The sequence below is a fragment of the Bradyrhizobium sp. AUGA SZCCT0160 genome, assembly GCF_018130105.1.
In the GTDB taxonomy this organism is placed as follows: Bacteria; Pseudomonadota; Alphaproteobacteria; order Rhizobiales; family Xanthobacteraceae; genus Bradyrhizobium.
In genome coordinates this window covers 74492-101470 of record NZ_JAFCMD010000001.1, presented here as the reverse complement: position 1 = coordinate 101470, position 26979 = coordinate 74492, and the positions used below count along the sequence as shown (strand labels likewise).

Sequence of the window (26979 nt, the reverse complement as noted above, 5' to 3'; positions counted from 1 at the left end):
CGCTCGCGCGGATAGCGAAAAGGTGACGCCCTCTTCCTCAAATCCGCTAGGGAGCAGGCTTGTCGTCGCTCGCATGCATTACCTTCAACGGCGCGATTCGTCCCTGTCGATGCCGGTTTTTCTCCCGGTATAATCAGGCTTGGTCCTGAATTCTTCTCTCATTCGGTTCCGGCGCGGCGGAGGAGCGTGCCGGCTTCGCGCCTGCCGGTGCGGCGGACGCCGGATTGCGCTGTTTCTCGCCTGCTAATATGCTCCGCCTCGGCACATGCTGGCCAACAACCAACAGGATCACCCCATGCCGACCGCGTGCCTGGCCCCCCTGGACGAGACCATCACGATCGAAGAGCTCTCGCGCGATCCCTATCCGATCTACCGGCGCCTGAGACGCGAAACGCCCGTATTGCGGGTCAAATCCGTAGGCCGCACCTTCCTCACCAAGGCCGCCGACACCAAATACGTGAAGGACAACGCGGCGTTGTTCAGCTCCGACGACCCGAACACGCCCATGAAGCGCGCCTTTCTCGCGCATACGCTGATGCGCAAGGACCACGACGAGCACCGGACCGAACGCATGGCGATGATGCCGGCCCTGATGCCGAAGACGATCGAATCCGTCTGGTCGCCGCTGTATGCGAAACTGGCCGCGGCGTATCTTGACCGGCTGCCGCGCGGTGAGGTGGTCGATCTCTTTCCCGGTCTCGCAGGACCGCTTGCCGCACGGATTCTGGCACATGCGATGGGCGTTCCGGACGCGAACGATAAGGACATGCAGCGATGGTCGCAGACGCTGATCGACGGCGCCGGCAATTTCGGCTGGACGCCGGGGCCTTTCGATGCGACCGACATCGCCAATGCGGAAATGGACAAATGTATTCGCGCCAACGCCGAACGCGTGCGGGCCGAACCGGATTCCTCAGCGCTCTCCTTCATGGTAAACGCGAAGAATCCGATTCCGGAAAGCCAGATGATCGCCAATGTGAAGATCGCGATCGGCGGCGGCATCAACGAGCCGCGCGACGCCCTGCTGACGATCCTCTACGGCCTGCTCACCAATCCGGATCAGCTTGACGCCGTGCGCGCAGGCGACAAATGGCGCTCCGCCTTTGAGGAAGGGGTGCGGTGGGTGGCGCCGATCCAGGCGAGTTCGCGGCTCGTTATGGAGGACACGGAGATCCGCGGCTGCTTCATCCCGAAAGGCGACACCGTTATGCGATCCAGGCGTCGGCCAATCGAGATGAGGACGTCTTCGACGATGGCGAAAACTATTGCGGGTTGCGTGAGCCCAATCCTCACCAGGCCTTTGGCAACGGCCCGCATCACTGCGCGGGCGCGCACCTGTCGCGGCGAACCGTTGGCGGGATCCTGTTGCCCATGCTGTTCGAGCGCTTCCCCAACATGTCCTTGCCTGATCCCGCGGGCGTGCGCTGGCACGGATTCGGTTTCCGCGGCCCGCTCAATCTGCCGATTCTCCTGCAATAGGAGCGGCGCGAGGAGGAGGCGTTTTGTTTTTGCCTCATCCGCTGCCGCAGATCGTCCGCAATTCCCCGCAAGCAGCTTGCCGGCGAGTTGCGCGGCAGGTTCTTCGCATAGATCAGCTCTCGCCGGGGCCTGGCTGCGCAAGTCTGGCGAGGTGATTGAATAACATCGAGATGTCGCATGTTGGCACTCTTCGGACCTAGCTCGATGTCCGAGTTGAGTCCGTAATGCGCAGCAAGGCCGGTCGTCCGCCGGTCACGCCCTAGATGTCCGCGCTGTTGAAGCAAGAGCGGACTCTTCAGTTGCCGCCTGATTACCGCGATTTAATCTTCGCACTCATCCTTCATTCACAGAGGAACCTCTACGCTTCCTGCGGAGACTATACTCAACGGGAGGAAGCTGATGAAACTTAGATTTGCACTTCTCGCACTGGCCACGTTAGGTGGCGCAGCGTTCTCGACCGGAACCGCTTCAGCAATGCCGCTGGCCCCCCTTGGACAGTTCCAGTCTTCGAACGTCGAGAGCGTTGCATTGGTCTGCGGTCCGCGCGGTTGCGTCCGCACAAGGCCCGTGTATCGGCGCGGGGCCTACGTCGTCCGCCGCCCCTATGTACGTTACGGCTACGGATACCATCGGGGCTATCGTCGGTACTAATCTTGAAAGAGGGCTTCGGCCCTCTTTTTCTTCTTCCTGCTACGTTTGGTCCAAAGTCGGCCTATCCATCGAGATCCACAAGATACACGATGCTAGTGTCACTTGATGGCTCGGTCGATTGCGTTGCTTGCCGATAAAGAAACTGCTTCTTCAGCAGTAGCCAACCTGACCTTCATCGTGCACTGGCATCGCACAACGGGGTGCCATGAGACGTGATTGTACTCAACTTTGTGCGTAACCGGCCGTGTTCGCAAAGACGTTCCGCGTCCTCGTGCCTCTTAGCTTGCAGCGCAAGCGTTGGCCTGCCGTTGATCTCAATCGTGAATATCGAGAATGTGAAGCGGTGGTCCATTTGATCTCCGCCTTCCTTTTATGGACCTACAGATCCATCCGTCAGCAGATCATAGTCCCGGCGCAAAATAGTTTGGACGTGAACCGCCGCGCGCGCGGCGGTATTGGCATCTGCCGCGCCCGCTGCGAGCACACAGAGCGACCAGTTATTTTCAGCATGCGTTGCAACACGATTGATCGCTATTTCCTGGACGTTATGACAGCCCGGCTGCTTTCTCACTTCTAACAACGCTCGACGCTGCAATTCCGGCATTGAAACGCGGATCTTGGGCATAGGGTTGGCTCTGCAATTTTACGGTGCGCCGGCCTTGAATGGTTGGGAGGCCGCGCGGCCTATACCTAACAGAGCAAGAGCAATTCGAGTTCCACTTGCGAGAGGCGCGACCTTCGATTTAGGCTGGGCATTCGCACGGCGTCCCAATCGCCGCGGCTGTTCAACGCGCGGAACACCCCGTAGCTCAAGCCATCCTTTCACGGACGATCAACCGGTCGCATGGCCACTCTTGGGAGAGCTTGCCACGGAAGCTAAGATCGATGAGATTGGTGCAGGCATAAATCGCCTCTCCATCTTCGTGCCGGATGCCGCTCCCCCCGCCGGATTTACGTTCAACCATTTGGCGTCATGTTCGAGGAAACGACAGCAACCTGAATGGTTTGGTCAGTGTGTTTTCGCGGGATCATGATGTCGGCTTTTGGGCGTTTTTCGGAAGTGGCGGCCTTGATGCGTGATGCCCGCTGTTTGGGGAAGAGCGGACGTTAGGTTCAAGACCACGACCGCATCCGTTCCAGAATTAACCCGCAGCGAGCGTATCAAGCTTAATACGCGAGTTTCGTTGCCGCGTGCGAACGTAGGCCTACCATTCCGGGTAGTCGTTCGGATTTGAGAGGTGTCCAGATCACCAATCAAGCATACCGCTCGACTAGGGCGCCGCTGTAGGCGGCGTCCCGCCCAAAATGATCCTGCACGCTTCACGGGACTGCCATGTCGACTGTCGAGCAAGTGCCAAAGTCCGCAGGTCGAGATCGTCGCGCGATCGGCCGGACGCGCATCAATCGGAGCGCAACGTTATTCTTTCGTGGTGGAGCCGGTGTCTTTCCTTGCTGCGTTCGCGACGTGACGAATTCTGGAGCCGGCGTTCGTTTGGAGCAGCTAAACGTGTTGCCGGTGGAATTCGATCTGTCGTTCGATAATTTTCGGACGGTTCGGGAATGTCGCTTGGTCTGGCGAGATGCTGACTTCATCGGCGTCGCGTTCGGGACCTGACCTTTGGGATCCAAAAGCATGACGAAACGCGAACGCGGCGATCTAATCTATGGGGTCGCCGCGAGTGCGCTCGTATTTGTATTCATGATCATCATGATTTTCTCGCAATGATGGTTTCGCTTGTCGGAGGCTACGCAGCGGCGCACCGGCGCATGGCGCCGCATGCCTAGTCGCGGAATAGCGAATACTGACCCAACGTAACCCCATCGCCCCGCGAGGTCTTGGAACCGAGACCACCGGCTAAACGTTGTCATAGCTAGAATTCCAAGCTGCGCAATTATGCAGCAGGCGGAGTAAGACGCATGGATACCACCACACTTCTCATCATTGTACTTCTTGTTCTGCTGCTTGGCGGCGGCGGCTGGTACGGCCGAGGACGCTGGTACTAAAATGTTAGCTCGATCTGTTGTCGATCTCTCAGCGTGACCAAGACGACTACATGATCCCCGATGGGGTGAAGGATCGCTGCATCGATGAGCGACGGCTTCGAGCGCCAAAAGTTCAAGTCGACGCTTAATCCTTTAATCCTGAGAGCTGTGTCGCATAGGCGGAGCAAGACCCGCCGGCGAGCGGGAACGCGTCGGTTCCGGTTGCAGTCTGCTAAAGGCCGAAAAGCTAGATTAGCTCAATTCGTCAACTTCTTGTTCACCAATAATTGCCACCCTGATCGTCGCCTTACCGGGCTTGTAATTGCGTAATCGAAAAGCCGCCCCCGATCGTCCCGGAGGCGGCTTTTTGTTTTTATCCGGGGCGCGGAGGGGGGCTGTTGAGGTTCCTACCAGAGGCCCCGGTACCCTCAGCCACGCGCGCATTTACGTCGCAGCAGAAACGAGCGCTAACGGCACCGCGTTATCAGATCGGGCCGCCAACCCCGAACGGCCTGGCACGGTTACGTCCCAACCCTAGCCCACTACCCGAGACGGGACCGTGCACGCAGCGGCGCCCACCGATCTGACCCTCAAACGCCAAACGAGTGCCTGATTTGTCGCAGCATCGACATGGTGCCGTCGGTGTACTTGCCATTACAGAAGTACTGATCTAGCTGCGATGCACCAAATATAAGCAAGACTGCGAACACGAAGCCCTTAAACATAGTGGGCCTCCTATGGAGACCGCCAACCGGGCCGGTCGGATTAAAGCTCTTTCGGGAATTTGCTATCGCTCGTCGCGACCTATCTGCAATGGCGCTAGGCTGACATCAATTCGTAGCAAAACCTTAAAGGGCGAGACGGCCCTTTGTGTCATAGAACCTGACATATTCCATGGCCCCCGTGTCGTTTGAAGGACTACATCCGCCCTTCATCGATATGACTTCATGCCGCCGATCGAAACACGCGAGATGGTTGGTCGCCGCTAAATCGATCGTGGCGCCACAGAAACAGCGAGCCCGTCCTCTAGTCGATTGCGTCGGCAACGGCGGCCGGCTTGATGGATGGCGTATTTCCAAGCCGTCCAGGCGCGCTGGCGCCGGTACTCGATGAAGTCGGCTTCGGTGCATCGCGGGAGATAATCCTTCCACGCCCCTTCGAAGCCAGCCCGCGTTTGTTCGAGACTAGGTGGCGGCGGATTCGCCGGCGGCTGTTAGCGGGTTTGCAGCAGCCGGCAACTATGCCACCGCGGGCCAGGTCGCCTGTTGTCGCCGACGGGCCGCGACGAACACCCTTAAACCAGTCGCTGTAAGGCCGTGCTCGCTAATCAGACCGCGGGTCTGGAGCTCGCCAACGATGCCAAGCGGCTCGTTGCGAAGAGAGCCGCCGCCGAAAAGCTTGATCAACAGCCGTTGCTCCGGTCGCGTCAACTCGTCCCAGATCCCCAAATCGTTCATGCCTTCCCCGCGGCTCACCGCTCTCGAAAGCAAAGTCTGATTCGCCGGTCGTAAATGAGGCGACCAATGGCTGTTTGAACAGTTCAGAGTCCTGACACGGAGGAGGTTGCCTTTTTGGCTTGTCTCTCTGCGCGGAGCTCCAGCTGACCCACCGACGGAGAGTGCGGCGGTTGATCACCTAGGTACGGCCAGAGCCGCGGGTAGGCTATTTTTCAATGGTGCCTTGGCATCATCTGCACTGAAGCGGCCCCCGGCGCTCACGCCCGTTTGGCGCCGTTTCTTTTTTTGCTGAGTCCTGCTTATCGGCCTAGAGATCGTCTCTGATGCCCTTGAAAAACGGATGCCTTACCTTGCCCTCGGCGGACTTGGCCCGGTACTCGATTTCGGCGAGCAATTCGGGCTCGACCCAGACGCCCTTGTGGGCGATGCGCTTGGCATAAGGTTGCGTTTTGCGGATCGGCGGCGTCAGACGTCGGCGCAGTTCGGCAGCAGACGTTTTGTCGAAGCCATATCGGACTTTGCCGGCATAGAACAAATCGTTGCCCTTACGCCGACCTAGATAGATGCCGTCCCAGTTGTTGCCGTCGAGAGCGAAGCCGGCGATCGTCAACGTCTCTCGCTGTGCACAGGTTTTCTTGACCCAGTCGTTACAACGACCGGAGGAATAGAAACTGTTCCGGACTTTAGACACGACACCCTCGAGCCCGACCTTGCAAGCGTGCTTGTAGACTTCGCGGCCGTCGGTCTCGAAACTTTCGCTGAACTGGATTTCGGTTACGGCGATCAGCTTTTTGAGATGCGCTTTGCGCTCGATCAGCGGCAGCTTTCGCAGGTCGTAACCGTTGAGATAGAGCAGGTCGAAGGCAACCAGCACAATGCGCGTCGACTCGCCCTTCAGTTCGTTTTGCAGGACCGAAAAATCCGTGGTCCCGTCGGCAGCGGGAACGACGACTTCGCCGTCGATGATCGCGGATCGTCGTCGGCGATCTTCCTGAAGCGGTTGGTCCAGTCATTGCCGCGCCGGGTGTAGACCTTGATCGCTTCGTTAGCGAGGTGGATCTGAACGCGGTAAACTGCTGAAGACGCATTCGAAGTCTAAGACTCCGGTGGAGCGTATCGCAAAGCTTATGAAGCGATCGGGTGCGACGTCGAACGGCGAGGGCAATGGGTCTGCCGCTGGGCCACCGTCGATAAATTGAAACCGGGCGGCCCGTCTGCATGGTGTCAGGTGAACCGCCCGGCCAGAGGACCGTCTGTGGCTAAACGAGACGGCTGGCCCGAGAATACACAAGCGCGGTTTGAGTTCCTATTTTTTTAAATGGGAGACCAGGCGCAGTAGCGAGGTTTGATTACAGTCGCGCCTAACCCACAGAATGCTTGTTTGCCGGAAGCCCCAGAATAGGAACGGTGAAGTATTTACGAAGTTTCTAACGCAGCAAGAGTGGTGAGGACCCATGTACGCTGCGCACTTTCCCATTACCGAAAACAACCCCGACCTGTGCCAAGCTATGACGATCGCCATGGGCTACGTGCACGCGACCGGGCTCGTTGATAAGTTCCTCAATCCTGAATTGTTGGTTGCCACGGCGATCTCAAATGCCTGGAAGGGTGGGATGAGGCACCCGATACGCCTCGCTAACGAAGGCATCGTTTGTGCGGAGCGAACGGCCCAGCTCGGAACCCTGCCATCTGTGTTTGCGAGACTCATATAAGGCCGGATCCGCACTCCGCACTCTGCCTTGGAGTGCTGCATAAGTCGTGCATTATTCTGCCGCGTGGCAGATGGAATTGCCCTCGCAACCGCTCTTTTCGTTGTTCGCTTTCGTGTGCGGATACAGAAGCGCAGCTATTCATTTGTCCTCATGTTATTGCAGCTGGAGCGCTCGAGCACTCTGCATCCCCCTAGGCCAAATTATTGAAACAGCCACCGTAAATCGTCGTAATGAGCTTGCTAAGTAAGTAGAGCCAACCTGCCATTGCGAGTCCAACAGGAACAAAGAAGGCGACTCCGACGATCACTTGCTCCCGCCTCTGGCCGCTGGGGGTACCGGCACTTCGAAGGCCGTTTTTTCGCTGGAACTCATTGCGCTCTCCGCGTCGGGAAAAAGCGGCAACTCTTGCCCGGTTCATAAGTTGCAAGGCGACGTCGCGCTTTCGCCACACCCTTTGGTCCGCCGGTGACCAGCCCAGCGCGCCTAAATGCTGGCTTGAAACGAGCCCAACGACCAGTCTGTTAAATTCTTGCGTGCAATCACGCCGTGAAACACCATACGGACACCTCCCGCCAAGAGAACGGATCAACCTGGGACCAATTAGCAGCATGATGCCCGGCGCCTCCTGGATTTCGTCGTGCACACGATCGAGCTTTCTTACTGCGCACCAGGGGATGGACATGTTCGACCGCGGTTACGTTGGCGTATTGCGAGGCCACCGCCGCGCACGGTGATCAGCGTCTCACCGGTCGAATCGGAGACCAGATGTCTTAAAAGGTGCCAACAGGCGACATGGGACCGCATCGACAAATGAAAGAGGCCGCCAACTGAGGCGGCCTCTCAATCCCGGTTTGCAGAACCGGCATTATCTCATGTGCAGGCTCATCGATGGCTTCGACGTTACCGGCTGGTGCACGGCGTCCATCAAACGGCCGCCTAAACCTTGCAAGTACTTTTCAGCGGCATCGATTGCCATGTTGAGCATACTACCACCGCTGACGACATCGAGTTCGCCGATGCTCAGCTCACGCGCTTCATGGATGTTGGTCATGTCTCGCTCCTGCATTCCGTCCCTTATTTATGAACGGGGTCAGTCGGGCGGTCGGTCGAACGGCGAAGATCGCCGGGCCCTCCAAAGAGGCCACGGAGCCAGCTAATAATGCCCCCAGCGCTGATCGCCTCGAGTTCGGCATCCGTCAACGCGTCGATTTCCGGGTACGAAATTTCGTCTTTTGAATTGATCATTGCAGTTCTCCTGCTTGCTCGGGAGGGCCATCCCTCAATCCGTGGCCGAAGGAGTACCCCGGCTGCGTTCTCCCGGCTGTGCTGCACATCACACAGGCGTCACACTTCTATATAGGCACTGCCATTTTTCAACTAGGCCACTAGGGGGCGAAACAGGCCAGTACCCAGTTTTGGCAACGCGGCACTCGCCCGCTTTGTCGTGGTAGCCCACGAAGTGAACTCACCGGCCCTTAGCCGGGCCGCTTGAACATCGTTCCTGAAGAAGCGAGAGATTGCGTAAATTTCATATGGGGCGCCGCAACCTCAGTGTCGTGACTTCCGTTGTACTAACGAAAGCGCCATGACCTTCAAGGAAACCACGCAGTGCAGATTCGTAAGCCCCCTATGTTTCGCAACGCAATCGATTTACGGGACAAAGTCCAAGTAAAGGTTCTGCGAAGGCGTCTTAAGCTCTCTGCCCCGGAGTTGGGTGACATTATCCGCAAGACCGGTAACTCGCTTGCTGCGATCACCAACGAAGCAGCCGCCACCCGGCCTCGTTAGAACGCTTCTTGCATCATCCAGCCCTGCTAGGCATGATCCATGTTCAAACATCAGTGCCAGGTGGAGCTGAACGATTTAGCGACCTGCAGCGCACCCGCTTCATCGGTTTCAATCGCAATTTTCTGCGCGAGCGTCACGTCGTCGGCGACCAGTGGCCCAATGGGCGCAAAAACACTCCGTCTGTCGGATGCCCATACTGGTCAAGTTCATGGATATTTGTTTGTGTGCCATAACTTATGCGGTATCGCTTGCCGTTACGCGATGGCCTTTGGGACTTCATCGCTTAATACTTAGTTGAACCATTTCATTCGAGAACTTGCGGAACGTTGCGATCCGCTCTTTTGTGAGCTCTTCAATCACGCGGATTAACTGAAAGGGCGACCTAATCGACGCAAGCCTCGGTCCGAATTCAAGCGCAAATTGCATGTTGGCTTGTGCCATTTCCAACAGCTTTGCTTGATAAGCCTGCGCTATTGCCGTGGCTGAAGAAAAATCAAAACCTTTCTTTAGTTCCGTTTCGCTCATGATCTGTTTGACGGAGTCCTGCAGTGCCATCGCCGGACTCTCAAGAATGGCAGCCTTTTGTTCCGGGGCATGACCCTTGGGGGACAATCTAATCGGGTCGGCTGCAACGGAGCGCACGCGGCTGGGTTTAGAGCTTCTAATAACGGCCGAATTGGCCCGTTGGGCCTTCGCGGTGACTTTAGAACTGCGGGTGGGCTTTGACGCCGTTGGCGCTTTACGTTTGGTCATTTCAGCACTCCAAACATTATTATTGACCAAAACGGTCATAATTGAAGAGTCAACATGCTGAGCAGTTCAACGTTCCATCGAGTAACAGTGCGACGCGGACTAATGCCCACCACGTTGAGCTGTTTTGACCAGCCGTTCGGATATGCAGATTGTCCAGTGCATCGCGGCAGGTGATCCTTCCACGCTACTTCGAAGCTGGGGACTTAGGATCAGATGGCCCCATGCGTCTCCGGGTGAAGATGCATTAAAGCCAGTTGGCAGGTCGCCATCCTATCAGCCCTGTCAAATCTGCGATGCTTATCGCCGGTGCGTGCCTTCGAGAAGGCGGTCGCCGCGGCGGAGTAGGAAGCGCGGCAGTGCCGGACCGGGACACCGAGCAGTGACGCGCGGGGGTTGGAAGCCGCCCGCGCCACCGCCACAACACCTTCTCTCATATGCGGGGAAAGTCCGGCCACTGCGTCATCGTGAGAACGGGGTGATAAAATCCCTGTGCAGGCAAGTTGGTCTATTGCCACCATCGAACAACACGGTGACGCCCGTATTGCGATTGGAAATCTCGACAACGATCCCAGTCTTGCCGGCCAGCGAGCGGCATCGAGTGGCTCCGAGTTCACTCATCTTGAAGCAAGTGCCGACGACCAGTCTATTCAATTCTTGCACGTCACCCACATTTTTACTCCGTGAAAAAACACCACTTAGAAGGACATTTGAACTTCTGCCACGGCCCCAGGGTTCCATGGCTCGACAGGCCCTCACCCAAGCCCGCCGGCTCACACGGCGGGTCTGCCTTCGACCGCGGAGTTACCCCAAACTCGGAACAATCCAACCACGTTGCGTTAATTGTGATCGCCGTTGGCGCGTTTCGTTGCGGTGGTAATGAGCGCTGCCTACCGGCCCCCGCCGGCTTTTTCCGCGGCTCGCAAAAATGAAAGAGGCCGCCAACTGAGGCGGCCTTACTCGCGATTGGAGCCAGAGGATAACAGGAATTCGCTCATATCAAGTGCCGTTTCAATCTGGCGAAGCTTCTGGACTAATTCGTCGCGCTCGCTGCATGGCGCAAGCGTCTCCACATCTGACCGGACCCGTCGAGCCAAATCAATCAAGCGTTCTTCAAGTGTCGTGTTGGGGCTGACAAGGCGGCGCCGCACAGCCTCACTCCGGGGCTTTGAGGCCGCTGGATTGCCAGCCCGACTTATCTGACGTCGGATCTCGCGGGACGGTGCGCGTCATCGTGTGATTGCAATTGGCGCACTCAAAGGTACGGCTGTCATCGCTCTCTGAACTTGGACTGATCATGGTCAGCACAATTCGTTTAAAACATTGGGGCAGCGGGGCCGCTCAATTGGGATCAGCGACGGTTCTGGACGGGTATGTGGTTGGGGCATGTGATGCATCCATTTTGATCAGGCGGGAGCTCAACACTCTCAGTCACCGATGAAAGCCGAAGGCGGAGCGGTGATCGGGATAATCTGGCATGTCCGGCAGCTGACGTTGTGGTCAAAATTGCTCACACCGCAAAAGTTAATGGAGGAGGAAATATGGTCAGTACCGCTGGGTACTGGCCGAATGGCCGAGCTTTTCTGAAGTCGATCGAGGCGCCGGCCCCCGAGCCGGTGCCCACCTGCGACTTTTCCAGGACCCGTCATTTCAGTTCCGCCAGAAATGTGGTCCAGCTGGTCGACCATCAGGGCAAGCGCCGCGGGCGCGCCGCAGCCTAAACTGCCCGGGTCGCGCAGGCCTTCGCGGGGATCGCGATTTTCTCTGCCGTCTCTTATAGGCTGCACTTATCCCGAATACTTTTGTTGAACCAATGCATCAGGCAATCGTTACCGGTGGCGACTAACCGGAGGAGAATTTATGCGCGCTTTTGTCCTAGCCAGCATTTTCCTAGCCTCATCGGGATTGTCCTCATTCGGCCAAGACGAACGAAAGCCTCTAGTTTCGCCTCCGCAAGGCGTGCCTGCTCAAGCCGCCCCCACGCCTGACCAGAGCCCCAAACCGGGAAGTCAACCAGCCGACCAGAGCCAATCCAAGGGCGAGGAGCGAAAGGTGGGTCGCGACTGGCGGATACGCCCGGATGAAGGCGACCGCATGGACCGCGATGACCGCGACGTGGGTCGCGATGTGCGACGCGGCGACCGCGACGGATATCGTGATCGCGACGAGGATCGGGGTCGTCGATACGGAGATCGAGATGACCGCGCCCATCGAGGTTGGGACCGCCCGGGCGGAAGCCGCGACTATCGAAGCTACGATGATGACCGAAGAAGCTACGACGATGATCGCCCTCGGCGGCGCGTGAAGATCTGCATCGAATACGACAACGGCGACGAGTACTGCCGTCGGCAAGGACACTGAGGCGGTTCGGGCGCACGCGTTCAAGATCCGAGAGGAGGCGGCTGCGCAGGTGGAAGAGTGGCTCACCTCGCCTGGTCTCGAGCCCCCAAAGAAAAACGATATCCATGGACCAAACTAGTGAGAGAGACAGCCAGGACGGCCCTGCCGCAAAAAAGGGGCGGATAGCTGGAGCAATATGCCCAGGGCGTACGCTGAGGCCTAAAGCGGGGGTAGGTCCCCAGGTCATCCGCGACTTCGAGTGTCAGAACTGTAGCATCTAATGTTCGAGACAACGGAAACGGCCAGCTAGCGGCCCGGACGGGGGCCCCCTTCCCCTCTGCGGGAGTCACCCCCATTTCCTAAACCGGAGGTGGCGTCACATAACTGTGTCACAGCACTGGCTACGCTTGGGGGGCCGGGATTGCGCCCGACCACGGAAATACAGCGCCGTCCAAGCGCCCATATTCCGCTTGGACGGCGTTGGCTTACGAGGTGTCTAATTGGCAGCAATGTCCTAATTAGGACAGCACGGGCAAAGCCACCGCCCGGAGGCCAAGCCTGCTGGCGAGCGTCCGCACGGGCGCAGGGCAGGATGAGAGCCTGTCATGCTGTTCGAGCGACGCCCTGGTCTATTGCCGCCCGGCGTCGCGTGAGTCGATTTCGAGGACCATCGAGCAAGGCTGAGGCGTCCAAGCTGAACGACGAGATGCCCGAGAAGGCGAACTTATGAGGCAGACGTGCCGGACAATTCGGGCGAGTTGCACGCCTGAAGGCGCGCAGCACCTCATCGACGATTTGAAGAAACAATTGGCCGAACGAAAGTAAAAGAACCGCTGGAATTCCAGCGGTTCTCTTGTGTCGGTTATCGAGTGGTCGTGGGGGCAGCCGGGGCCGCGGGTGACGGAGCAGTGGTCGGGGCCGTCGGCGCCGACGGGCGCGTGGTGCTCGATCCGATCGTAGTTCCGGGTGCTGAGTTGTCAGCCGTTCGGTTGTGGTTCCAAGGTGCCCACATAAACAGAACGGCGAGAATGGCGAGACCAGCATGAGGGCGATCATTCCGCGGCCTATTCCGGCCCGGCGGTTCTCGCCCCCGGTCAAATGTCGCGATTTAAATTATTGTCTGTCATTTCACTTCTCCACAACTGCCCACGCTCCCTACCGATGCGATACACAATGGTTCCTCAGGTTAGAATGAAGACTGGCAGCTCTTCCCTTACGTGAGGGGCGTATTCGCTGGCAATCCGTGCGCACATTCTGCCAGCGCGAATTTCACTACGTACCCGCGATGCCGACTGCAAATATTAACAAACTCATCTCCGCAAAGCTCGGCTTCCTTTTTATACGATGGGCAGATAGCGAACGGGTTCCGTGGTAACCCCTGCGATCGTTTCATTGACGAGACGACGGCGGCATGAGGAGCAACCTTTAAAGCACCCGCCCGTTGCCCCGCATGACAGACACTACACAAGACAAGCGAGCATCGAGCTCTTCCCCGGAAGCCGGTCACAAGGCCGATACAGGCAAGCCGATAGAAACCACCGAGCAGCTGAGGATCGCAATCGACCAAGGCAACGGAAAGGTCGATGCGACTGACCCCGCCGCCGCTCCGCTTGGAACCGACGACGAAGCGGGCGGAACTCCTAACAGCTATGCACAGGTCCGCTTGGCCGCTGCGCACGAGATCCGGCCCCATAAGAAGCGACAACGGACTTCCGGTCTTGGGGCCGCATGGTGGGTCATCGGGGGAAGCGTATTCATGGCAGTGTCAATCGTCGCTTCCGCTCTTTGGATAATACCGTGATTGTGCAAAGGAGAAAGCAATGACTGATTACGTAGACAAGCGCGGCGGAGCCTACGACCCAGTTACCCCGGCCGGAAACCCGCAGCCGCAGCAGGTGAAAGACAAGCAAACACCAAGCCAGAAGGACCAATGGGGTGCGGACGTTCGGCCCGAACCCCTACCTGGTCCTGACCAAGGAAATTACCCGCTGCCTGAAGGCTTGCGGAAAGAGCGCATGGGTCCACTCAACAAAGATACGGGCCGGCGCCCGAAGCAGACTTAGTACGGAAGCTTCCAGAGCGCGCCGCACGATTTCTGCTTAGCTCTCGGGAGAACGTTGGGCCGTTATGCTGCTTGGGGCAATTGGGGCTGACAGAGCTCATGAAATCCGAATTGCCACTTGTTCCCGATGCAAATCGCCCTCATTGTGGTGACACCGGAGAGCAAATGACCCCCCGCGAGCGAAAAGACATGCCTTGGCTTATGGCGGCGTTTGCGGTGGTTATCCTGGTAATCGTCGGCGGGGTGTTTTTCCGCTGGCACTAAACAGTCGCGTTTTTTGAATCTGCGGGTTGCCTATTCGGAGTGCCAAAGAACGGCCCCAGCGCAGGGGAGACTGTGGCCGTCGTTCCAGCACGCCCCTAGATATCGGGGCGAGCTCGAATGGCCTAGTGTGAAAATTGCCGTTTTGCCTTTCATTAACTTTCCTAGTGGTCAAATTGACCAGTATGTCGGCCCACCGGACATGCCAGATTGTCCCGATCACCGCCCGCCCGTGGCTTTCATCGGTGATGAGAACGCCAGTTGCTAGGCGAGGCCTCAGTTCAACCATCGCGGCCGGGCTTCCTTTTCGAACGCTTCCGCCAGTGTCGTCCAGTCGGACGCAAGCTCTAGCCATGCGTCTGTGGCTAGCAAGGTCACAGACGCGGCAGCATTAGTACGGCACTGGTCCGCGGCCTTGCGGCAGTAAGCTGCATCGTCTTCGCGCATGTCCGTCAGCTTCTAAGTTGCGCTAATGGGACGGTCCGGAGATGGTTTGTCTCGAATTAGTTCCGGCGGGATCGCGCCAGCACCTACCAACGGGGCCGATCTAGCTAATAGCCGGTAACACGCGGCGATGTCAGCGAACCGCTTTTGCGTACACTCGTTCGATGATGTTGCCGCAAACGCCTCGAACTCGACTGCCTTCTCGAGGTACTGTTCAACGGTGCGCATAGCCTCACTCCGACGCTTGCAGGCCGGGCGATGAAAGCCACTCATCAACGTGTGTCGCAGTCTCCGCTTGGCGTGCCTTGCGGAGAATCTGTTCCCGCTCCGGGCCGTGCGGCAAGTTTTCCGCTCTGGCGCGTAGCCGCCGGGCTTCCTGTTCGAGCCGTTCGGAGAGGGAGAGCAATTGCTTGAATCGACGCCGCTGTACCATAGGGCGCTCCTTTCCATTGAGGAAGGCGGGAGCGCTACCAGGCGTTCTCATCACCGATAAAAGCCACTGACCGGGCGGTGATAAGACGATCTAATAGGAAGCTAACGCGTCTGTCTGAGCAATGCGAAATAGTTAAATGGGCCGGTGGAGCCCTAAATCATCGCAAGCGCGATGCCGAAACAGGCAATGAGCGTCCCGGTGCACAACGTCACCGCGACCAGAGCCTCATTCTTGCGTCTGTCTAACTCTTCCATGAAGGGCCTAACGATACGTCCTATGCCTTGTTCCCGACACTAGAACGAAATTAGGACCCCCCCGGATTCATAGGACACAGGGGCTTAAATACGGACAGTACCGGCGGGCGTAGTATGCGCTCTACTGCCCCACGGCTAACTTGACTGGCGCCGTGTGCGGGCTCGTCGCCCAGACTCCACGGCAATCGGCAAGCGCCGGCGAGAATGGTCGCCCTTGCCGGCTTCTCTGGTTTCGGGCGGCAACTGTCAGTGACTCGAACACAGCCAATGCCGAGCTCGATCAGGAATTCGGTGTCACGCTCCCGTCGATCCTGCGTCGGGAGCATGAAGGTCAAAACCCGTTGCGTCTATGAGTGAATGTTCCTGCAAAGCGTCTTTACCGGCCGATTTCACAGTGTTCCGTTTCGGTGCCAACGCCGTATAATGCTTGAGATACTCTTCAGCCATTCGTCGTGAGGTAAATCGACTTTCAAACTGGGCCCGGATGCGACGCCGGTCGAGTTCGCCGAGACGCCCAATAGCCTCAATTGCTTCTTCTTCGTTGGACACGACAAAGCCCGTTATACCGTGGTCAACGACTTCCGGTACGGATCCTGACCTGAAGGCAATAACGGGCGTGCCACAGGCCATCGCCTCGATCATCACCAAGCCGAACGGTTCAGGCCAGTCTATCGGAAACAGAAGCGCAGCGGCCCCGGCAAGAAACCCTTGCTTGGCCTGGTCGTTGACTTCTCCGATCAGGCGGATCTGCTTTCCGTCAACCTCTGGCTCAATAGACTCTTTGAAGTAGGTCGTTTCGCCCCGCGGTATCTTTGCAGCAATGTGAAGAGGCATGCCTACGGCTCTCGCGATGCGTATCGCAGGCTCTGGCCCCTTTTCGGCTGTCAACCTGCCAAGGAATGCCAGATAGGAGCCAGGTTTAAAGGAGGGTCGAAATAGATCCTTCGGGAGGCCATGATAAACGGTGCCGATCCAATTTGCTTGCGGAAGCGGGATACGTTGATTTTCAGAGATCGACACAAAAGCTGCTTTAGGAAAACGGCGGATTACGTCCGGGAAAAGCGGCAAATCCAAGCGCCCGTGGCAGGTCGTTAGAAAAGGGACGCCAAGTCTGCTTAGCAACGGCAAATGCAGCCAATCGATATGTGCATGGATCAAATCGTAATCATTTGCCCTACAGGCGACCTCCTCGATAAGCGCTGCCATGGGATCGGTTCGGGGGCGACCGAGGCGAAGGGCCCGCGGGCAAACGGCGTTGAGTTTAGCGCTGGTCACGGAATCCCCGCTAGCAAACAGGGTTACTTCATGGCCCGCATTAACGAATTCCTCGACCAACCATGCGACGACCCGCTCAGTGCCTCCGTAAAGCTTGGGAGGTACACTTTCCGCTAGAGGAGCTATCTGCGCAATTCTCATCGGCTCTCCCAGCCGAAGCCGGGTCATAGCCAGCTGGCGATTGTGTTAGTAGTTATTTTGCTTGAGCCTTTGACGAACTGCTTCGCAGATTGGGTTTCCATGAAGAGGTGCGAGGCGACCAGCAAAACAGCCGCAAAGGCCACCGCCAAACCAGCGGTCGCTAATTCTGCACCTTCATTCATGTCGCCACCCTCCTGTCATTTGCGAAACGCTCGATGAAAGGCAGAGTTCCATATGGGCGGGAAAAAGTGGCAACTGGCGCTCAGGTTAGGAAACTTTGCTCGACCAACACGTTGATTACGTAGCAAATGCAGCATCGGTGGAAACGTGCGGGAGCCGTCGATGACACGCCAGAGAATGCTAATAGTGATGGCGTTAGTCACTGCGACAGTCTGTGGACTGTTTGGTATGAGCGAAAAGTTAGGGATTCAAGCCAAGAATGAGCCGGTTTCAACAATCGGCAAATCCGGAGACTTTAAGTCACCGGGTGGGACTTCTGAGGCAAGTGATCGGCGTCGCATCTAGATTGCTTCTCGGGGTAATCGCCTTCAGCGGTCGTACCGTTTCGTGACTACGGCTTTCCTCGACTGGAAGGCCAAGCCGGCGAGCCAACCCGACCGTTCAGCGTCAGCTATCCCACACCGACCCGTTGTGGCATGTCTGATCCTCAAGTTTCGAGCCCAGTAAGCGGCCACCAAGTTGCGCCCCGTGAGAGCCGATCGGCGACGTGCGCGGTTCAATGGCAGCGGGCGCGCCGTCAATCAAAGCGTCAATTCTTTTCCGCAGATGACCAATCAGCCGTTCAGCGCCGATCGTCAGGCAGCCATGATGTCCCCATGGCACCTCGACCACGTCGAGTTGAGAACTACAGATGCCGCCACGCTCGGCCGTCGTGTTCGGCCGCGTAAAAAGTCACAGGGACCTCGAGCGGCGCCGAAAGATATTGCGCCATTGCGGCTGAATAAGCGCGCCACAACGCCGGCGGAATCTCGAGCTCATCGGTCGTAACCGGCGCGCTCGTCGATGCCTTGGCATCTCGCTCTAGCTGCGCCATTCGTTCAAACGTCCAGCTCAGGAGGTAAGCCGGAACCAGAGGCTTCATTGCCTTAGTGGTGGCTGCTCAAAACCCTTCTCACCATAACTTAGGTTAAAATGGTGTTCATGGGGTCGGGTGGTTTGGTAAGCGGAACAGCCCTTCATTTCTGCGATATTTCATCCGAATGGGCGGTCATATATGAGGTTGCTATGGTAAGCAGGTGCACAGCCGCGGTCCCTAGCTTCTGCATCTCCTCATCAACCGTATAGGCGGCGGAGGCACGGCCGTATGCAATGGCTACCGTTGCGTAAGCGTCAGTGATCAACTCCGCTAAGTGATCGTTGTCATCGAATGCTTGATGTTCACGCACCCTAACGACGTTGAGGCCTACTTCGGCAGAGGCTTGAGCGAGCCGCACGCCCTCCAACTCCGGGTCAGAAATATCAGGTTGGCAGCCTGCAGCTGCCCCAGCGATCAGCTCGTATACTGCTGCTTTCGACGGGCCATCCGCAGACAGGTAATTTTTCAACAGGCGACGAGCCCTGGCTTCAAGGTGCTTGCGATCCTTCCGGATGTTCTCTCGCTGCCTATTTGGCTGGAACCAACTAAACACCGTTGTCTCTATTGCACGGTTCGAGGGCGCTCGAGAATGACGACGCTCCTAGTTATGCAAAGTTCCGTTACATCGTGCCCGGTAATTAAGCGCCCGCTTTTGCTCTGCATAACCCTTTTCGGCACGACGTTCCTCCTGCGATATGGATGCGGCCGCCATGGATCGCCTCGATGGTGTTACGATCCCGCAGCTCGCGGGCAGCGGCTTCGGATAGGCATAGGGGCGGGCGGTGGCATTTCAGCGGGCGAGCCGTGGAGCACTTTGAGCGATCGCGGCACTTGCGCCTGCAACGCTTCAAAAGGACGCCGCGTCGCTGATACCGTCGGCCGACAGATCCCGAAAGAAATGCCTTTGCGATATGATCGTTTTGGCGCGGCAAAGACAGTATGAAGCGCACTTAGTTTTGCCCGCAGAAGTCGGGAAAAAGTCGAACGTTATCTTTGCGCTAGCGTTAGGCAGGTCCGCACTCAAGCGGACTGGAGATTCACCGATGAAAAAAGTTTTAGCGATTGCGGCTACCATGTCGCTTTTGGCCACCGCTGCCATTGCTCAGACGACTGTTACAACCACCACCGGCACCGGCCACGCTGCCATTCAGATCGAGCCGCAATATCGCACCAAGATTAAGACTTACGTTACCGAGAAGAAGGTTCGGCCCATCACGACGCAAGAACGACTCGTCGTCGGCGCCAAAATTCCGACCAGCGTCGAGCTGGAAGCAGTGCCCGCGGACTGGGGGCCGTCCGTCAGCAAATACCGGTACGTTTACTCCAACGACCGCGTGATGCTCGTCGACCCCGGCACGCGTACTGTCGTCCACGAAATCGACTAACGTGCTCAATGATGCGGTTATCCAAGCATCATTTTTAATACAGCGAAAAGCCCGCGGCCTGTTCGGCCGCGGGCTTTTTTTTAGCTAGCGCTGGTGGACAGCGTAACCAACTCCGCGACAATCACCGATTGCCACTTATTCCCGCCTGGTTCCCAGTTCACCAATGATGGCGGTAGCCGCGATGCCAACGATGGTACCGAGGCGCGCTGTAATAGGCGTAGGCGGGGCGAACGACGCGCCGATACCTCGGACCGTAATAAACGGGCGCGTAGCTCGTCGCGTAACCTCCGTAATATCCGGGGGCATACCCGTAGGATACAGGCGCGTAGCCATATCCGTAGCCGGGATAGCCGCCATAGTAACCATAGCCGGGTCCGTAGGCGTAGGCGCTAGAGGCTATGCCCCCGATCACTGCTGCCCCAATCAACCCGGCTGCTATACCGGGACCCCATCCTCCTCCTCGCCACCGCGCTTCGGCTGGTGAGGAGGCAGCCAAGGAACCAATGCCGATGGTGGCAGCAGTCGCTAATGCCAAAATCTTTTTCATTTCCGCGTCCTTTCCGATTTTTCCCGAAAGATAACCTGCAAGTCGTTCCGGAGTTGCTCTGGCCGGCAAAATGCCGCCCCGCGAAGGGGGCCGTTTGATCATAGCAATTGAGGGACCGGACAATTGCCAGTTTGTCCCGAAGGAGCCAGGCGTTCAGAAACCGCCAGCCCTCGAAAGCGCACTCAGCCGCTGATATACAGCGCTGTCTCCCGAAGCTGGGCCGTTTCTTTGGAACTCCGGCGCGCCCAAAGAGTCGATGCAAGGCTCCCGGTCTCCAAGCCCCCGTATGCCCCTACCGGGAGAAAACCCCAACTGGGTTGGCGGCCTTGGTGCGGCGTAGCTTTTCCGCCCCGGGGCCGTTTCATGGCTCGCTGACGTGGGCCCGGCTTAATGGCCGAGCAACCAGCTTGCTGAGTATCTCCTAGATTAATAATGCTCGCCGTCCCGCCACGCGTAAATATTACAATGATCGACTATCCGGGAATAAGTGCAATGATCGATCCATTGAGGGATAACCCGGCACGACGCGAAATGCGCTCAAAGCATCTGTAACTCGACGAGGAGAGTCTGATAGCGCTGGTCTCTTTCCGGCGGCCTTGTGCCAGGCCCGCGGACACCTCATTCTCATACAACAGCGTTGGTCTAACGGGTCAGGGAACTTGCTTATCTTTGTGCTGTTATACTCGGTGTCTTGGAAAGATTTGCCATGGTTCGTCTGCTGTCGATTGTCGCCTTTAGTGCGCTCTGCATCCTTTCGGATCAAGCATCTGCTGCTGCGCTAAAGCCGCATGAAAGTTCTGCGTCCGACTTCACCTCGCGTCAGCGGTGCGTGTGCAGCACCTCGCGCCTCTCCACCCGGGTCTTTCGCCATCGACACTATCGCATTAAAACTGCGTACTTGATCGGTTATGATCCGCTGCCATATCGCTTCGGCTCGACATTCGTATGGGAGCGGCCGTATCGGTATTATCGGCAGTAGCACAGAAAGCGATGACCTGACCGCCGATGCGCAGCGAAACTCCTTGGTTGGATCAAGGTTGCTTAGCTGATGTCCGACGATGAGTTATTCCACGTTTTTACATGAACATCATTGCCATTCATGACCGCCAGCCTTTCCGTCGCTATTTGAGGAAGCTTCGCAACCTCGCCGCGGGATACATCGGGGCCTTTTGATCGTTTTATTCAGTTACCGAAGCTCCGGGGGCCTTAGTGCAACGCGCCCGTTTATCGGTGTTTAAAGCGTCCCTGAGGGTCTCGGCGGCGGAGAACGCCAGCCTCACCAATTCTTCATCCTTTAAAAGGGCAGGTCGCTTCAACACACGGTCCCAGACCATCCACTTTGTTCCGCTACCATCCTGTCTGACCAGGAATCGGGGCGGCCGAAGCTCGACCATGGGTCACACCAGACGTATCGGCAGCGGCAGCTGCACGTCGCGGTAGCGTTCGAGGCGGTCGGTGAAGTCTTGGAGGAAAAACGGGATGTCGCGCCCTTGCAGATCGCAGCGCCGACGCAGCTCGTAGGCGACGTCATCGGAAACGTCTTCCGACCAGCGCTCGGCGGTGTTGAAGGCGATAACGCGGATCGGGTTGCTGTATTGCCCAATGAGCAGGTCCTGGATCACGGTCTCGAGGTCGGTGGTCTCATAGTCGGTCTCGCGCCAGGCGCGGCCGATTTTGCCGAAATCATCGGCGACCAGATAGACCGTTTCGTCGTTGCCATTGGGCACGATCGACGGCGTCCAAATGGAATTACGCATCAAAGCAACTCCGCGCAACAGAACCCGAATCAAAGGCATCCCAAGAGCATTTGTTCCTGGCAAATACGGTCGCGAGTATGTGATTAAAGAAAAGCCGCCCGAAGGCGGCGAGTTTTGGTTTTTCCTTCGGTCTATTTTTTTATGGCGTCAACAGCGTCTCGCGCTGCATCCTTCAAGTCGCCTGCAACATTGTGGGCGGAACCCTTGGCCTTATCGATCTTGCCTTCAGTTTCCATTTCCTTGTCACCGGTGAGCTTGCCGGCACCTTCTTTGATGGCACCTTTCGCTTTGTCGGCAGCGCCCTTAACGTGTTCGCGATCCATGATCGTGCTCCTTGCTGTTGGGATAAGGGACAACGGCAAAGCTGCACAGCCGTTCCTCGGAAGGGCCGGATGCCTGCGCTAGTGCGGGGTCTTGGCGCTTACGTTGATGACGAAGAGGGGTGGCAAACTCGTCCGTGACCTGCGTCCGCCAGTCACGACCCGGCTGCAACTTGCCGGCGGTAAGGGGCTGGCTGCCTGGACTAAGCTGTACTCAATGCCTTTGTGTTCCATAGTGAACAAACCGATGGCTGGACGTATGTAGTGCCTAATGAGCCAAACGGGCAAGCGCTCAGGCGAATAGCTCCGCGCCGGCGGGGTGAACTTTACATAAACCCAAGCTCCCGAAGTCCTCCGGGACGGCTACTTCTTATTTGGACCGGCCGATCCGCACGCGGTTTGAACCGCTCCGGAGAAGTGACATGCAGAATTATCAGAAGTACGCCAACGCAATTGCAGCGGTTTCCGTTCTCGCATGGATAGGAATTTGTCTCCACATGGGCTGGTACTAGCTCATCCACCGCCGCGCGCCCTCCCAGCGTAGCTGCGGCCGGGCCGTACACGGCCGGGCTGCCGCCGAACGTGAACAGGAACGGCCCGTTGATTTTCTCGATGTGTATAACTCCAGACGCAGGGGTGCCGTTCCAAACGGGGCAAGCGCTTGAAGTCCCGGGTCTGCGCAATTCCCGGCCCCATATCGTAGAAACGGCCCCAGCCTCAGGAGGAGAGCCGCTAGGCCATTTCTTCATCCGTCCGGCGGGGCTATTTTGGGGAGTGTGTGCTGCACTGGGCCGACGCGGGCAATGATAAGTTCTACACTTTTGACCATCACAGCCCGGTACGTGGTTTTTATCTGTGATGAGAACGCCTGGCAGCCTTTCTCTGACGGAAAGGAGCGCGCCATGATCCCTCGACGTCGTTTCAAACAACTTTTATCCCTGAACGAGCGCCCTTGAGCAGGAAGCCGCGCGGCTGCGTGCCCAAGCCGAAAAATTGGTCCGAACTGCTCCGGAAGGCCCGCCAAGCGGAAACTGGAACACATGTCGATGAGTGGCTGTCTTCACCGGGACTGCGGGCTCCGCGGTGATTATTGATACAAGCGACCCCCGATTACCTCTGCCGACGGTTCCTCGCCTTGAGAGGCTAACCAGGCCGACGCGCCGACCCTCGGCCAACGGACCTGGCCTCGCTCTTACATAATGTTCTACTTCTTGGTCGAGGTGCTGGAGCCCGTGGTGGTCTGATGTCCCCGCGCGCCCTTGGACTTATTGGCATCATCCTGCAGCTGGTGCCCCGGCGCGTCCGATGCGCCCAGAGTTCTCGATTTAGTGGTATCCTGCATCTGGTTGCCTAGCGTGCCATCCGAGCCGCCGGGTGATTTGCTTCCTTGCGCAAATGCGGACGAAGCTAACGCGAGGGACGCCGCAACGATAAAGGTCTTCTTGAACATCGTGATCTCCTTTTGGCTGTCCGGACTAACTACGTGTCGCGGGTGCACGTTCCACTTTCCGTCGGATGGCAGGGTGGCCGGACAAGCAATAAGGCATCGGTTGGCGGGCTTCTGCACTACGAAAAAGCCCCGCCGGTGAGGCGGGGCTAAGTTACGGGTAAGGTAACATTGCTCTGGCCCGCGTGAGGGCCCATGCCAGCGTATCAGGCCCGTAGGGCGGTAAACCCCGCTGCGCCGACGTCAGATCAGCGGCGCAGTTGATCAGGAAAGCAGCGAGACACCGTCGACGCCGAGCAGTAGGGCCTCGCCGTCGATCACGACCTTGCGGCCTCCACGATGCGCGGATACCGATCGCTCCAGTCATGGCCGTTGCGGGCGAACAGCCGCACTTTGTTGCCGTCGCGCTGGACGATCATCCGATAGCCGTCATGCTTGATCTCGTGGATCCAGCTTTTGGAGGTCGGGACCTTGGTGGCGCGGGTCGGGATGCAGGGTTCGAAGGCACAGGTACGCATGACGGCTAGATAGGGCAGGTGCCAAGGAATGCGAGTCCAGAAGAGCCCGCCGGTTTACCGGTTACGAGGGTATTCGCCGGACGGTTTGTTCCCCAACGCGCTCGGCGGCCTTCTGCAACATGCCGCCGAGATCGCTTGCCTGCGCTGGCGTCAGGATCAGTTGCAGCGCGCCGGAAGGCGAATCCTCGCTGTCGCCATCATGTTCGAGCCGGAGGCCGATCGCGGTTTCCGCGGCGATAAGGATCGAGAACCCCAACAGGGGCAGCATCCTGATGTCTCCAGCCTCATCCTTCTCCCAGCGGTCGATTTCCATGTCGAACTCCTGGTCTTCATGCGGCTGAGATAGGAGAGGGCCGTGAAAATGCGAGTCCGAAACCTTCCAAGGTGACAGCGGTCTTTTGCTGATATGGACAGACGCTTTTCTTGGGACCAATGCTGGGGCCAAATCCCAGCTAACTGCGGCTCACTGGTCGGACTACGATGGTATCGAGGTGCGAAAACTCCTCGGAAAACCCGACGAAATACTACCAGTAAGTACGGGGCAATATACGCCCTTTAGTATTTCAAGACCGGTGCCTTAAACCACTCGGCCACCCTTCCAACCTATTGAAACGATTAAAAAATCCGAGAGACATCGAAGCTGAAAAACCTCTTTGCTAACCGGTTTGCTAACATTTCATTTCGGCTGCTTGCTTATAGCCGCTCGCAGTTCATTGTCCATCGTCTGAATAGCATCGGCCTGCATGTTCGGCATCACGTGCGAATACAGGTCGAGCGTGATCGCGATGCTGCTATGGCCCAGCCGCTCCTGTGCAATCTTCGGATGGATACCGCTGCCCAGCATGGCCGTCGCGTGGGTGTGCCGCAGATCGTGCAGGCGGATTTTTGGCAGCTTGTATCTGGCGACCAGCCGCACCCAGTCGTTGGTGATGCTGCCGGGCTTGATCGGGCTACCGTCAACTTGGGCGAACACAAAGCTGTCGCCGGTCAATTTGATTCCGAGCCGGAGAAGTTCTTCGGCCTGCCTCGCGCGGTGTGCCCGAAGTTCATCGACCATGGTTGACGACAGTGCTACCGGGCGGCCCTTGTCGTTCTTGACTGGCTTGTAGCTGACCACGGTCTTGATCTGCCGGGCGGTCTGCACGATCTTCAACACACCAGTATCCAAATCGACATTTTTCCAGCGCAGCGCGGCGATCTCGCCCCGGCGCAATCCGCAAAGCGCCGCGAGCAGATACGCTATCAGGAAGCGCGTCTTGCGCATTTCGCTCAACGCGTCGGCTGTCTGCGCCGTGTCGAAGGTTTTCATCTCCTTCTTTTCGACCCGGGGCGGATCGACCGCATCGCAGGGATTGCGCTTCAGTACTCCCCACGTCACCGCCTGACCGAGGGCCTGCTTCAAAATCCGGTGCATGTGATGCACCGTGCGTGACGACAAGCCGCCCTTGCCATCGCGACGGCCGCGACCGAGTGCTTGCGCGTAGGCTTGCGAAATCTGTTCAGGCCGCAATTTGGTGAGCAATGTGCTGCCGAGCAGAGGGGTGATGTTCTTGCGAGCCTTCTCGGCGTAACCGATGTGGGTGCGCTCATCGACCTGCGAAGTCATGTGGGTCAGCCAGCGCTCGAAAAACTGTGCGAGCGTGATCTTGCTGGGTTCCTGAAAGGTGTCGTCGTCCACCTCCGTGATCAAGCGGGCGAGTTCTTTCTGCGCTTCACGCTTAGTGCCTTTGAACGTGATCCATTTCTGTTTGCGCTTGTCGCCGCGCTGTCGAGGCAGATCGACGATCAGGGAATAGGAACCTTCGGAGCGTTGCTTGATGGTGCCCTTCATTTTTTGCCCCGTTGCGGAAACATGATCTGTTCCATCGCGATCTGCTCCTCATTTGTAGGTGGATCGTCCTCCAGTCGCGGCTCGCTCTCGGACTTGTTTGCTCGTTCGCCAGCGCGTTCAACGATCTCAGGAATTGTGTTCTTAGTTTTCCGCGCGAGCCATTGATAGAACGTCAGATCGTTGGTCAACGGCAACGTTGGGTCCGAGTTGGCAATGTCGCGCCACACTTCGCGAGCGACCCTACTCGGGTTCACCGTGCCCTCGAGCCCGTAAGCAAGAAACGGATCTGTCGCTTCCTTGGGTCGGACCAAGTAAAGCGTTTGGTGGATGGCATCCACCGCAAACGCAAAAGCGTAGGGATCATGAAGCCAGTCCGCCTCCGGGTTCTCGGGGTTCCGAATCATGTTCAGGGTGAGGGCGATTGTCTGAAAAACGCGAGCAGCGTCCGCGGTGCCAAATTGTTTTGCGAGGTCGTCTTCTTCACGGAAGGTTCGGCGAAGTCGGGTTTCGATTTCTTGCGACAATGACCGACCGCTCTTTCTCGCCGCCTTTTCGAGCCAACCGCGCAAATCTGGCGTGACCCGCGTGTTGATAGTCTTGGCCTTCCCCGCGTAATCGCCTTGGGGGGCGGGGCCTCGGCGCTTTTTTGCTGGCTGTTTTTTCCGTGTTTCCATGGGTCCCCCGCCGGAATTAATTGTCTTAACAATCTCACGCAGACATAAACAATCCCGTTGCTCCGGTCAAGGCGATCTAGGTACTGTCTTGTATAAGTTAAGACAGAAATATCAGGAGGATTCCCTTGAAAAACGACCAGCCGCCCGCGGCCAAACCACTTACCTACACCGTTCCGGAAGCCGGCCGCATGGCGGGCCTGAGCCGCAACAGCGCCTATGCGGCGGCTGGACGCGGCGAAATCCCAGTTGTGAACTTCGGCCGCCTGAAGCGTGTGCCTGCCGCCGCATGGGATCGCATTTTGCAGGAGGGCCGGTCGCCGTCGGAAGCGCTGCCCCGCATCCCGCCGCGCCTTTAGTTATTGCAGCAGCCTTAT

At 57.7% G+C, this 26979-nt stretch carries 21 protein-coding genes and 3 pseudogenes; 7 read left to right on the top strand and 17 right to left on the bottom strand.

What is annotated here, in order from left to right:
• The first annotated feature begins 295 nt into the window (after positions 1–295).
• Positions 296–1479: pseudogene (locus JQ558_RS00465) on the top strand (cytochrome P450).
• Positions 1480–2500: 1021 nt separating this feature from the next.
• On the opposite strand, the gene JQ558_RS00460 reads toward JQ558_RS00465, so the two are convergent.
• From JQ558_RS00460 to JQ558_RS00435, 6 genes and pseudogenes are all read right to left on the bottom strand, one after another.
• On the bottom strand, positions 2501–2755 hold the full coding sequence (locus JQ558_RS00460) for a hypothetical protein (protein ID WP_212292506.1): 255 nt from the start codon (positions 2753–2755) through the stop codon (positions 2501–2503).
• Between the two features lie 2596 nt (positions 2756–5351).
• Positions 5352–5570 carry a hypothetical protein gene (locus JQ558_RS00455; RefSeq protein WP_212292505.1) on the bottom strand — a complete coding sequence of 73 codons (219 nt, stop codon included), beginning with the start codon at positions 5568–5570 and terminating at the stop codon, positions 5352–5354.
• 307 nt (positions 5571–5877) lie between these two features.
• A pseudogene (locus tag JQ558_RS00450) lies at positions 5878–6641 on the bottom strand (DNA ligase); the annotation flags it as partial.
• A 1203-nt stretch (positions 6642–7844) separates the two neighbouring features.
• Positions 7845–8086 (bottom strand): annotated as a pseudogene (locus JQ558_RS00445) (kinase/pyrophosphorylase); the annotation flags it as partial.
• A gap of 61 nt (positions 8087–8147) precedes the next feature.
• The gene (locus tag JQ558_RS00440; RefSeq protein WP_212209480.1) at positions 8148–8333 is read right to left on the bottom strand and encodes a hypothetical protein; all 186 of its coding nucleotides are present in this window, start codon (positions 8331–8333) and stop codon (positions 8148–8150) included.
• Between the two features lie 23 nt (positions 8334–8356).
• The gene (locus JQ558_RS00435) at positions 8357–8527 is read right to left on the bottom strand and encodes a hypothetical protein (protein ID WP_212209481.1); all 171 of its coding nucleotides are present in this window, start codon (positions 8525–8527) and stop codon (positions 8357–8359) included.
• A gap of 384 nt (positions 8528–8911) precedes the next feature.
• Between JQ558_RS00435 and JQ558_RS38245 the strand changes: the two genes are divergently transcribed.
• On the top strand, positions 8912–9070 hold the full coding sequence (locus JQ558_RS38245; protein WP_409363410.1) for a DUF3606 domain-containing protein: 159 nt from the start codon (positions 8912–8914) through the stop codon (positions 9068–9070).
• A gap of 276 nt (positions 9071–9346) precedes the next feature.
• Here JQ558_RS38245 and JQ558_RS00425 read toward each other — a convergent pair whose 3' ends face one another.
• Positions 9347–9823 (bottom strand): Phasin protein, encoded by a 477-nt coding sequence (locus tag JQ558_RS00425; RefSeq protein WP_212209483.1) that lies wholly within the window; start codon positions 9821–9823, stop codon positions 9347–9349.
• Positions 9824–11361: 1538 nt separating this feature from the next.
• Between JQ558_RS00425 and JQ558_RS00420 the strand changes: the two genes are divergently transcribed.
• The 3 genes from JQ558_RS00420 to JQ558_RS00410 all read left to right on the top strand — a co-directional run bounded on the left by JQ558_RS00420 (position 11362) and on the right by JQ558_RS00410 (position 14223).
• A complete protein-coding gene (locus JQ558_RS00420; RefSeq protein ID WP_212292504.1) occupies positions 11362–11541 on the top strand; it encodes a hypothetical protein in 180 nt (59 codons plus the stop codon).
• A 359-nt stretch (positions 11542–11900) separates the two neighbouring features.
• A complete protein-coding gene (locus JQ558_RS00415; RefSeq protein WP_212292503.1) occupies positions 11901–12125 on the top strand; it encodes a hypothetical protein in 225 nt (74 codons plus the stop codon).
• A gap of 1855 nt (positions 12126–13980) precedes the next feature.
• Positions 13981–14223: a hypothetical protein gene (locus JQ558_RS00410; RefSeq protein WP_212035540.1), complete on the top strand. Its 243-nt coding sequence runs from the start codon at positions 13981–13983 to the stop codon at positions 14221–14223.
• A gap of 1685 nt (positions 14224–15908) precedes the next feature.
• Here JQ558_RS00410 and JQ558_RS00405 read toward each other — a convergent pair.
• The 3 genes from JQ558_RS00405 to JQ558_RS00395 form a co-directional block, all read right to left on the bottom strand.
• The gene (locus tag JQ558_RS00405) at positions 15909–17030 is read right to left on the bottom strand and encodes a glycosyltransferase family 4 protein (RefSeq protein WP_212292502.1); all 1122 of its coding nucleotides are present in this window, start codon (positions 17028–17030) and stop codon (positions 15909–15911) included.
• A 23-nt stretch (positions 17031–17053) separates the two neighbouring features.
• Positions 17054–17212: a hypothetical protein gene (locus JQ558_RS00400; RefSeq protein WP_212275292.1), complete on the bottom strand. Its 159-nt coding sequence runs from the start codon at positions 17210–17212 to the stop codon at positions 17054–17056.
• A gap of 1014 nt (positions 17213–18226) precedes the next feature.
• A complete protein-coding gene (locus JQ558_RS00395) occupies positions 18227–18679 on the bottom strand; it encodes a hypothetical protein (protein ID WP_212292501.1) in 453 nt (150 codons plus the stop codon).
• Between the two features lie 490 nt (positions 18680–19169).
• On the opposite strand from JQ558_RS00395, the gene JQ558_RS00390 reads away from it, so the two are divergent.
• Positions 19170–19511, top strand: coding sequence for a DUF1236 domain-containing protein (locus tag JQ558_RS00390; RefSeq protein WP_212275288.1), 342 nt, complete (start codon positions 19170–19172; stop codon positions 19509–19511).
• Positions 19512–21455: 1944 nt separating this feature from the next.
• Here JQ558_RS00390 and JQ558_RS00385 read toward each other — a convergent pair.
• The 7 genes from JQ558_RS00385 to JQ558_RS00355 form a co-directional block, all read right to left on the bottom strand.
• Positions 21456–21815: a hypothetical protein gene (locus JQ558_RS00385; protein ID WP_212292500.1), complete on the bottom strand. Its 360-nt coding sequence runs from the start codon at positions 21813–21815 to the stop codon at positions 21456–21458.
• Positions 21816–21946: 131 nt separating this feature from the next.
• The gene (locus JQ558_RS00380; protein WP_212275285.1) at positions 21947–22138 is read right to left on the bottom strand and encodes a CsbD family protein; all 192 of its coding nucleotides are present in this window, start codon (positions 22136–22138) and stop codon (positions 21947–21949) included.
• A 1201-nt stretch (positions 22139–23339) separates the two neighbouring features.
• On the bottom strand, positions 23340–23585 hold the full coding sequence (locus tag JQ558_RS00375) for a hypothetical protein (protein WP_212275283.1): 246 nt from the start codon (positions 23583–23585) through the stop codon (positions 23340–23342).
• Positions 23586–23899: 314 nt separating this feature from the next.
• Positions 23900–24100 carry a hypothetical protein gene (locus JQ558_RS00370; protein WP_249128358.1) on the bottom strand — a complete coding sequence of 67 codons (201 nt, stop codon included), beginning with the start codon at positions 24098–24100 and terminating at the stop codon, positions 23900–23902.
• Between the two features lie 61 nt (positions 24101–24161).
• Positions 24162–24413: a chemotaxis protein gene (locus JQ558_RS00365; protein ID WP_212275281.1), complete on the bottom strand. Its 252-nt coding sequence runs from the start codon at positions 24411–24413 to the stop codon at positions 24162–24164.
• A 363-nt stretch (positions 24414–24776) separates the two neighbouring features.
• The gene (gene xerC / locus JQ558_RS00360) at positions 24777–25931 is read right to left on the bottom strand and encodes a tyrosine recombinase XerC (protein ID WP_212292499.1); all 1155 of its coding nucleotides are present in this window, start codon (positions 25929–25931) and stop codon (positions 24777–24779) included.
• Entirely contained in the window at positions 25928–26605 is a 678-nt protein-coding gene (locus JQ558_RS00355; protein WP_212292498.1) for a hypothetical protein, read from the bottom strand. The genes xerC and JQ558_RS00355 overlap by 4 nt, the downstream gene beginning before the upstream one ends.
• A gap of 125 nt (positions 26606–26730) precedes the next feature.
• Between JQ558_RS00355 and JQ558_RS00350 the strand changes: the two genes are divergently transcribed.
• Positions 26731–26961, top strand: a complete 231-nt coding sequence (locus JQ558_RS00350; protein WP_212292497.1) for a helix-turn-helix domain-containing protein — start codon at positions 26731–26733, stop codon at positions 26959–26961.
• Positions 26962–26979 lie beyond the last annotated feature (18 nt).

Excerpts from the sequence above, each read along its gene's own strand:
- JQ558_RS00460 (WP_212292506.1), bottom strand. The coding sequence starts at position 2,755 with ATGCCCAAGATCCGCGTTTCAATGCCGGAATTGCAGCGTCGAGCGTTG.
- JQ558_RS00455 (WP_212292505.1), bottom strand. The coding sequence starts at position 5,570 with ATGAACGATTTGGGGATCTGGGACGAGTTGACGCGACCGGAGCAACGG.
- JQ558_RS00440 (WP_212209480.1), bottom strand. The coding sequence starts at position 8,333 with ATGACCAACATCCATGAAGCGCGTGAGCTGAGCATCGGCGAACTCGAT.
- JQ558_RS00435 (WP_212209481.1), bottom strand. The coding sequence starts at position 8,527 with ATGATCAATTCAAAAGACGAAATTTCGTACCCGGAAATCGACGCGTTG.
- JQ558_RS38245 (WP_409363410.1), top strand. The coding sequence starts at position 8,912 with ATGTTTCGCAACGCAATCGATTTACGGGACAAAGTCCAAGTAAAGGTT.
- JQ558_RS00425 (WP_212209483.1), bottom strand. The coding sequence starts at position 9,823 with ATGACCAAACGTAAAGCGCCAACGGCGTCAAAGCCCACCCGCAGTTCT.
- JQ558_RS00420 (WP_212292504.1), top strand. The coding sequence starts at position 11,362 with ATGGTCAGTACCGCTGGGTACTGGCCGAATGGCCGAGCTTTTCTGAAG.
- JQ558_RS00415 (WP_212292503.1), top strand. The coding sequence starts at position 11,901 with ATGAAGGCGACCGCATGGACCGCGATGACCGCGACGTGGGTCGCGATG.
- JQ558_RS00410 (WP_212035540.1), top strand. The coding sequence starts at position 13,981 with ATGACTGATTACGTAGACAAGCGCGGCGGAGCCTACGACCCAGTTACC.
- JQ558_RS00405 (WP_212292502.1), bottom strand. The coding sequence starts at position 17,030 with ATGAGAATTGCGCAGATAGCTCCTCTAGCGGAAAGTGTACCTCCCAAG.
- JQ558_RS00400 (WP_212275292.1), bottom strand. The coding sequence starts at position 17,212 with ATGAATGAAGGTGCAGAATTAGCGACCGCTGGTTTGGCGGTGGCCTTT.
- JQ558_RS00390 (WP_212275288.1), top strand. The coding sequence starts at position 19,170 with ATGAAAAAAGTTTTAGCGATTGCGGCTACCATGTCGCTTTTGGCCACC.
- JQ558_RS00385 (WP_212292500.1), bottom strand. The coding sequence starts at position 21,815 with ATGCGTAATTCCATTTGGACGCCGTCGATCGTGCCCAATGGCAACGAC.
- JQ558_RS00380 (WP_212275285.1), bottom strand. The coding sequence starts at position 22,138 with ATGGATCGCGAACACGTTAAGGGCGCTGCCGACAAAGCGAAAGGTGCC.
- JQ558_RS00375 (WP_212275283.1), bottom strand. The coding sequence starts at position 23,585 with ATGTTCAAGAAGACCTTTATCGTTGCGGCGTCCCTCGCGTTAGCTTCG.
- JQ558_RS00370 (WP_249128358.1), bottom strand. The coding sequence starts at position 24,100 with ATGCGTACCTGTGCCTTCGAACCCTGCATCCCGACCCGCGCCACCAAG.
- JQ558_RS00365 (WP_212275281.1), bottom strand. The coding sequence starts at position 24,413 with ATGGAAATCGACCGCTGGGAGAAGGATGAGGCTGGAGACATCAGGATG.
- xerC (WP_212292499.1), bottom strand. The coding sequence starts at position 25,931 with ATGAAGGGCACCATCAAGCAACGCTCCGAAGGTTCCTATTCCCTGATC.
- JQ558_RS00355 (WP_212292498.1), bottom strand. The coding sequence starts at position 26,605 with ATGGAAACACGGAAAAAACAGCCAGCAAAAAAGCGCCGAGGCCCCGCC.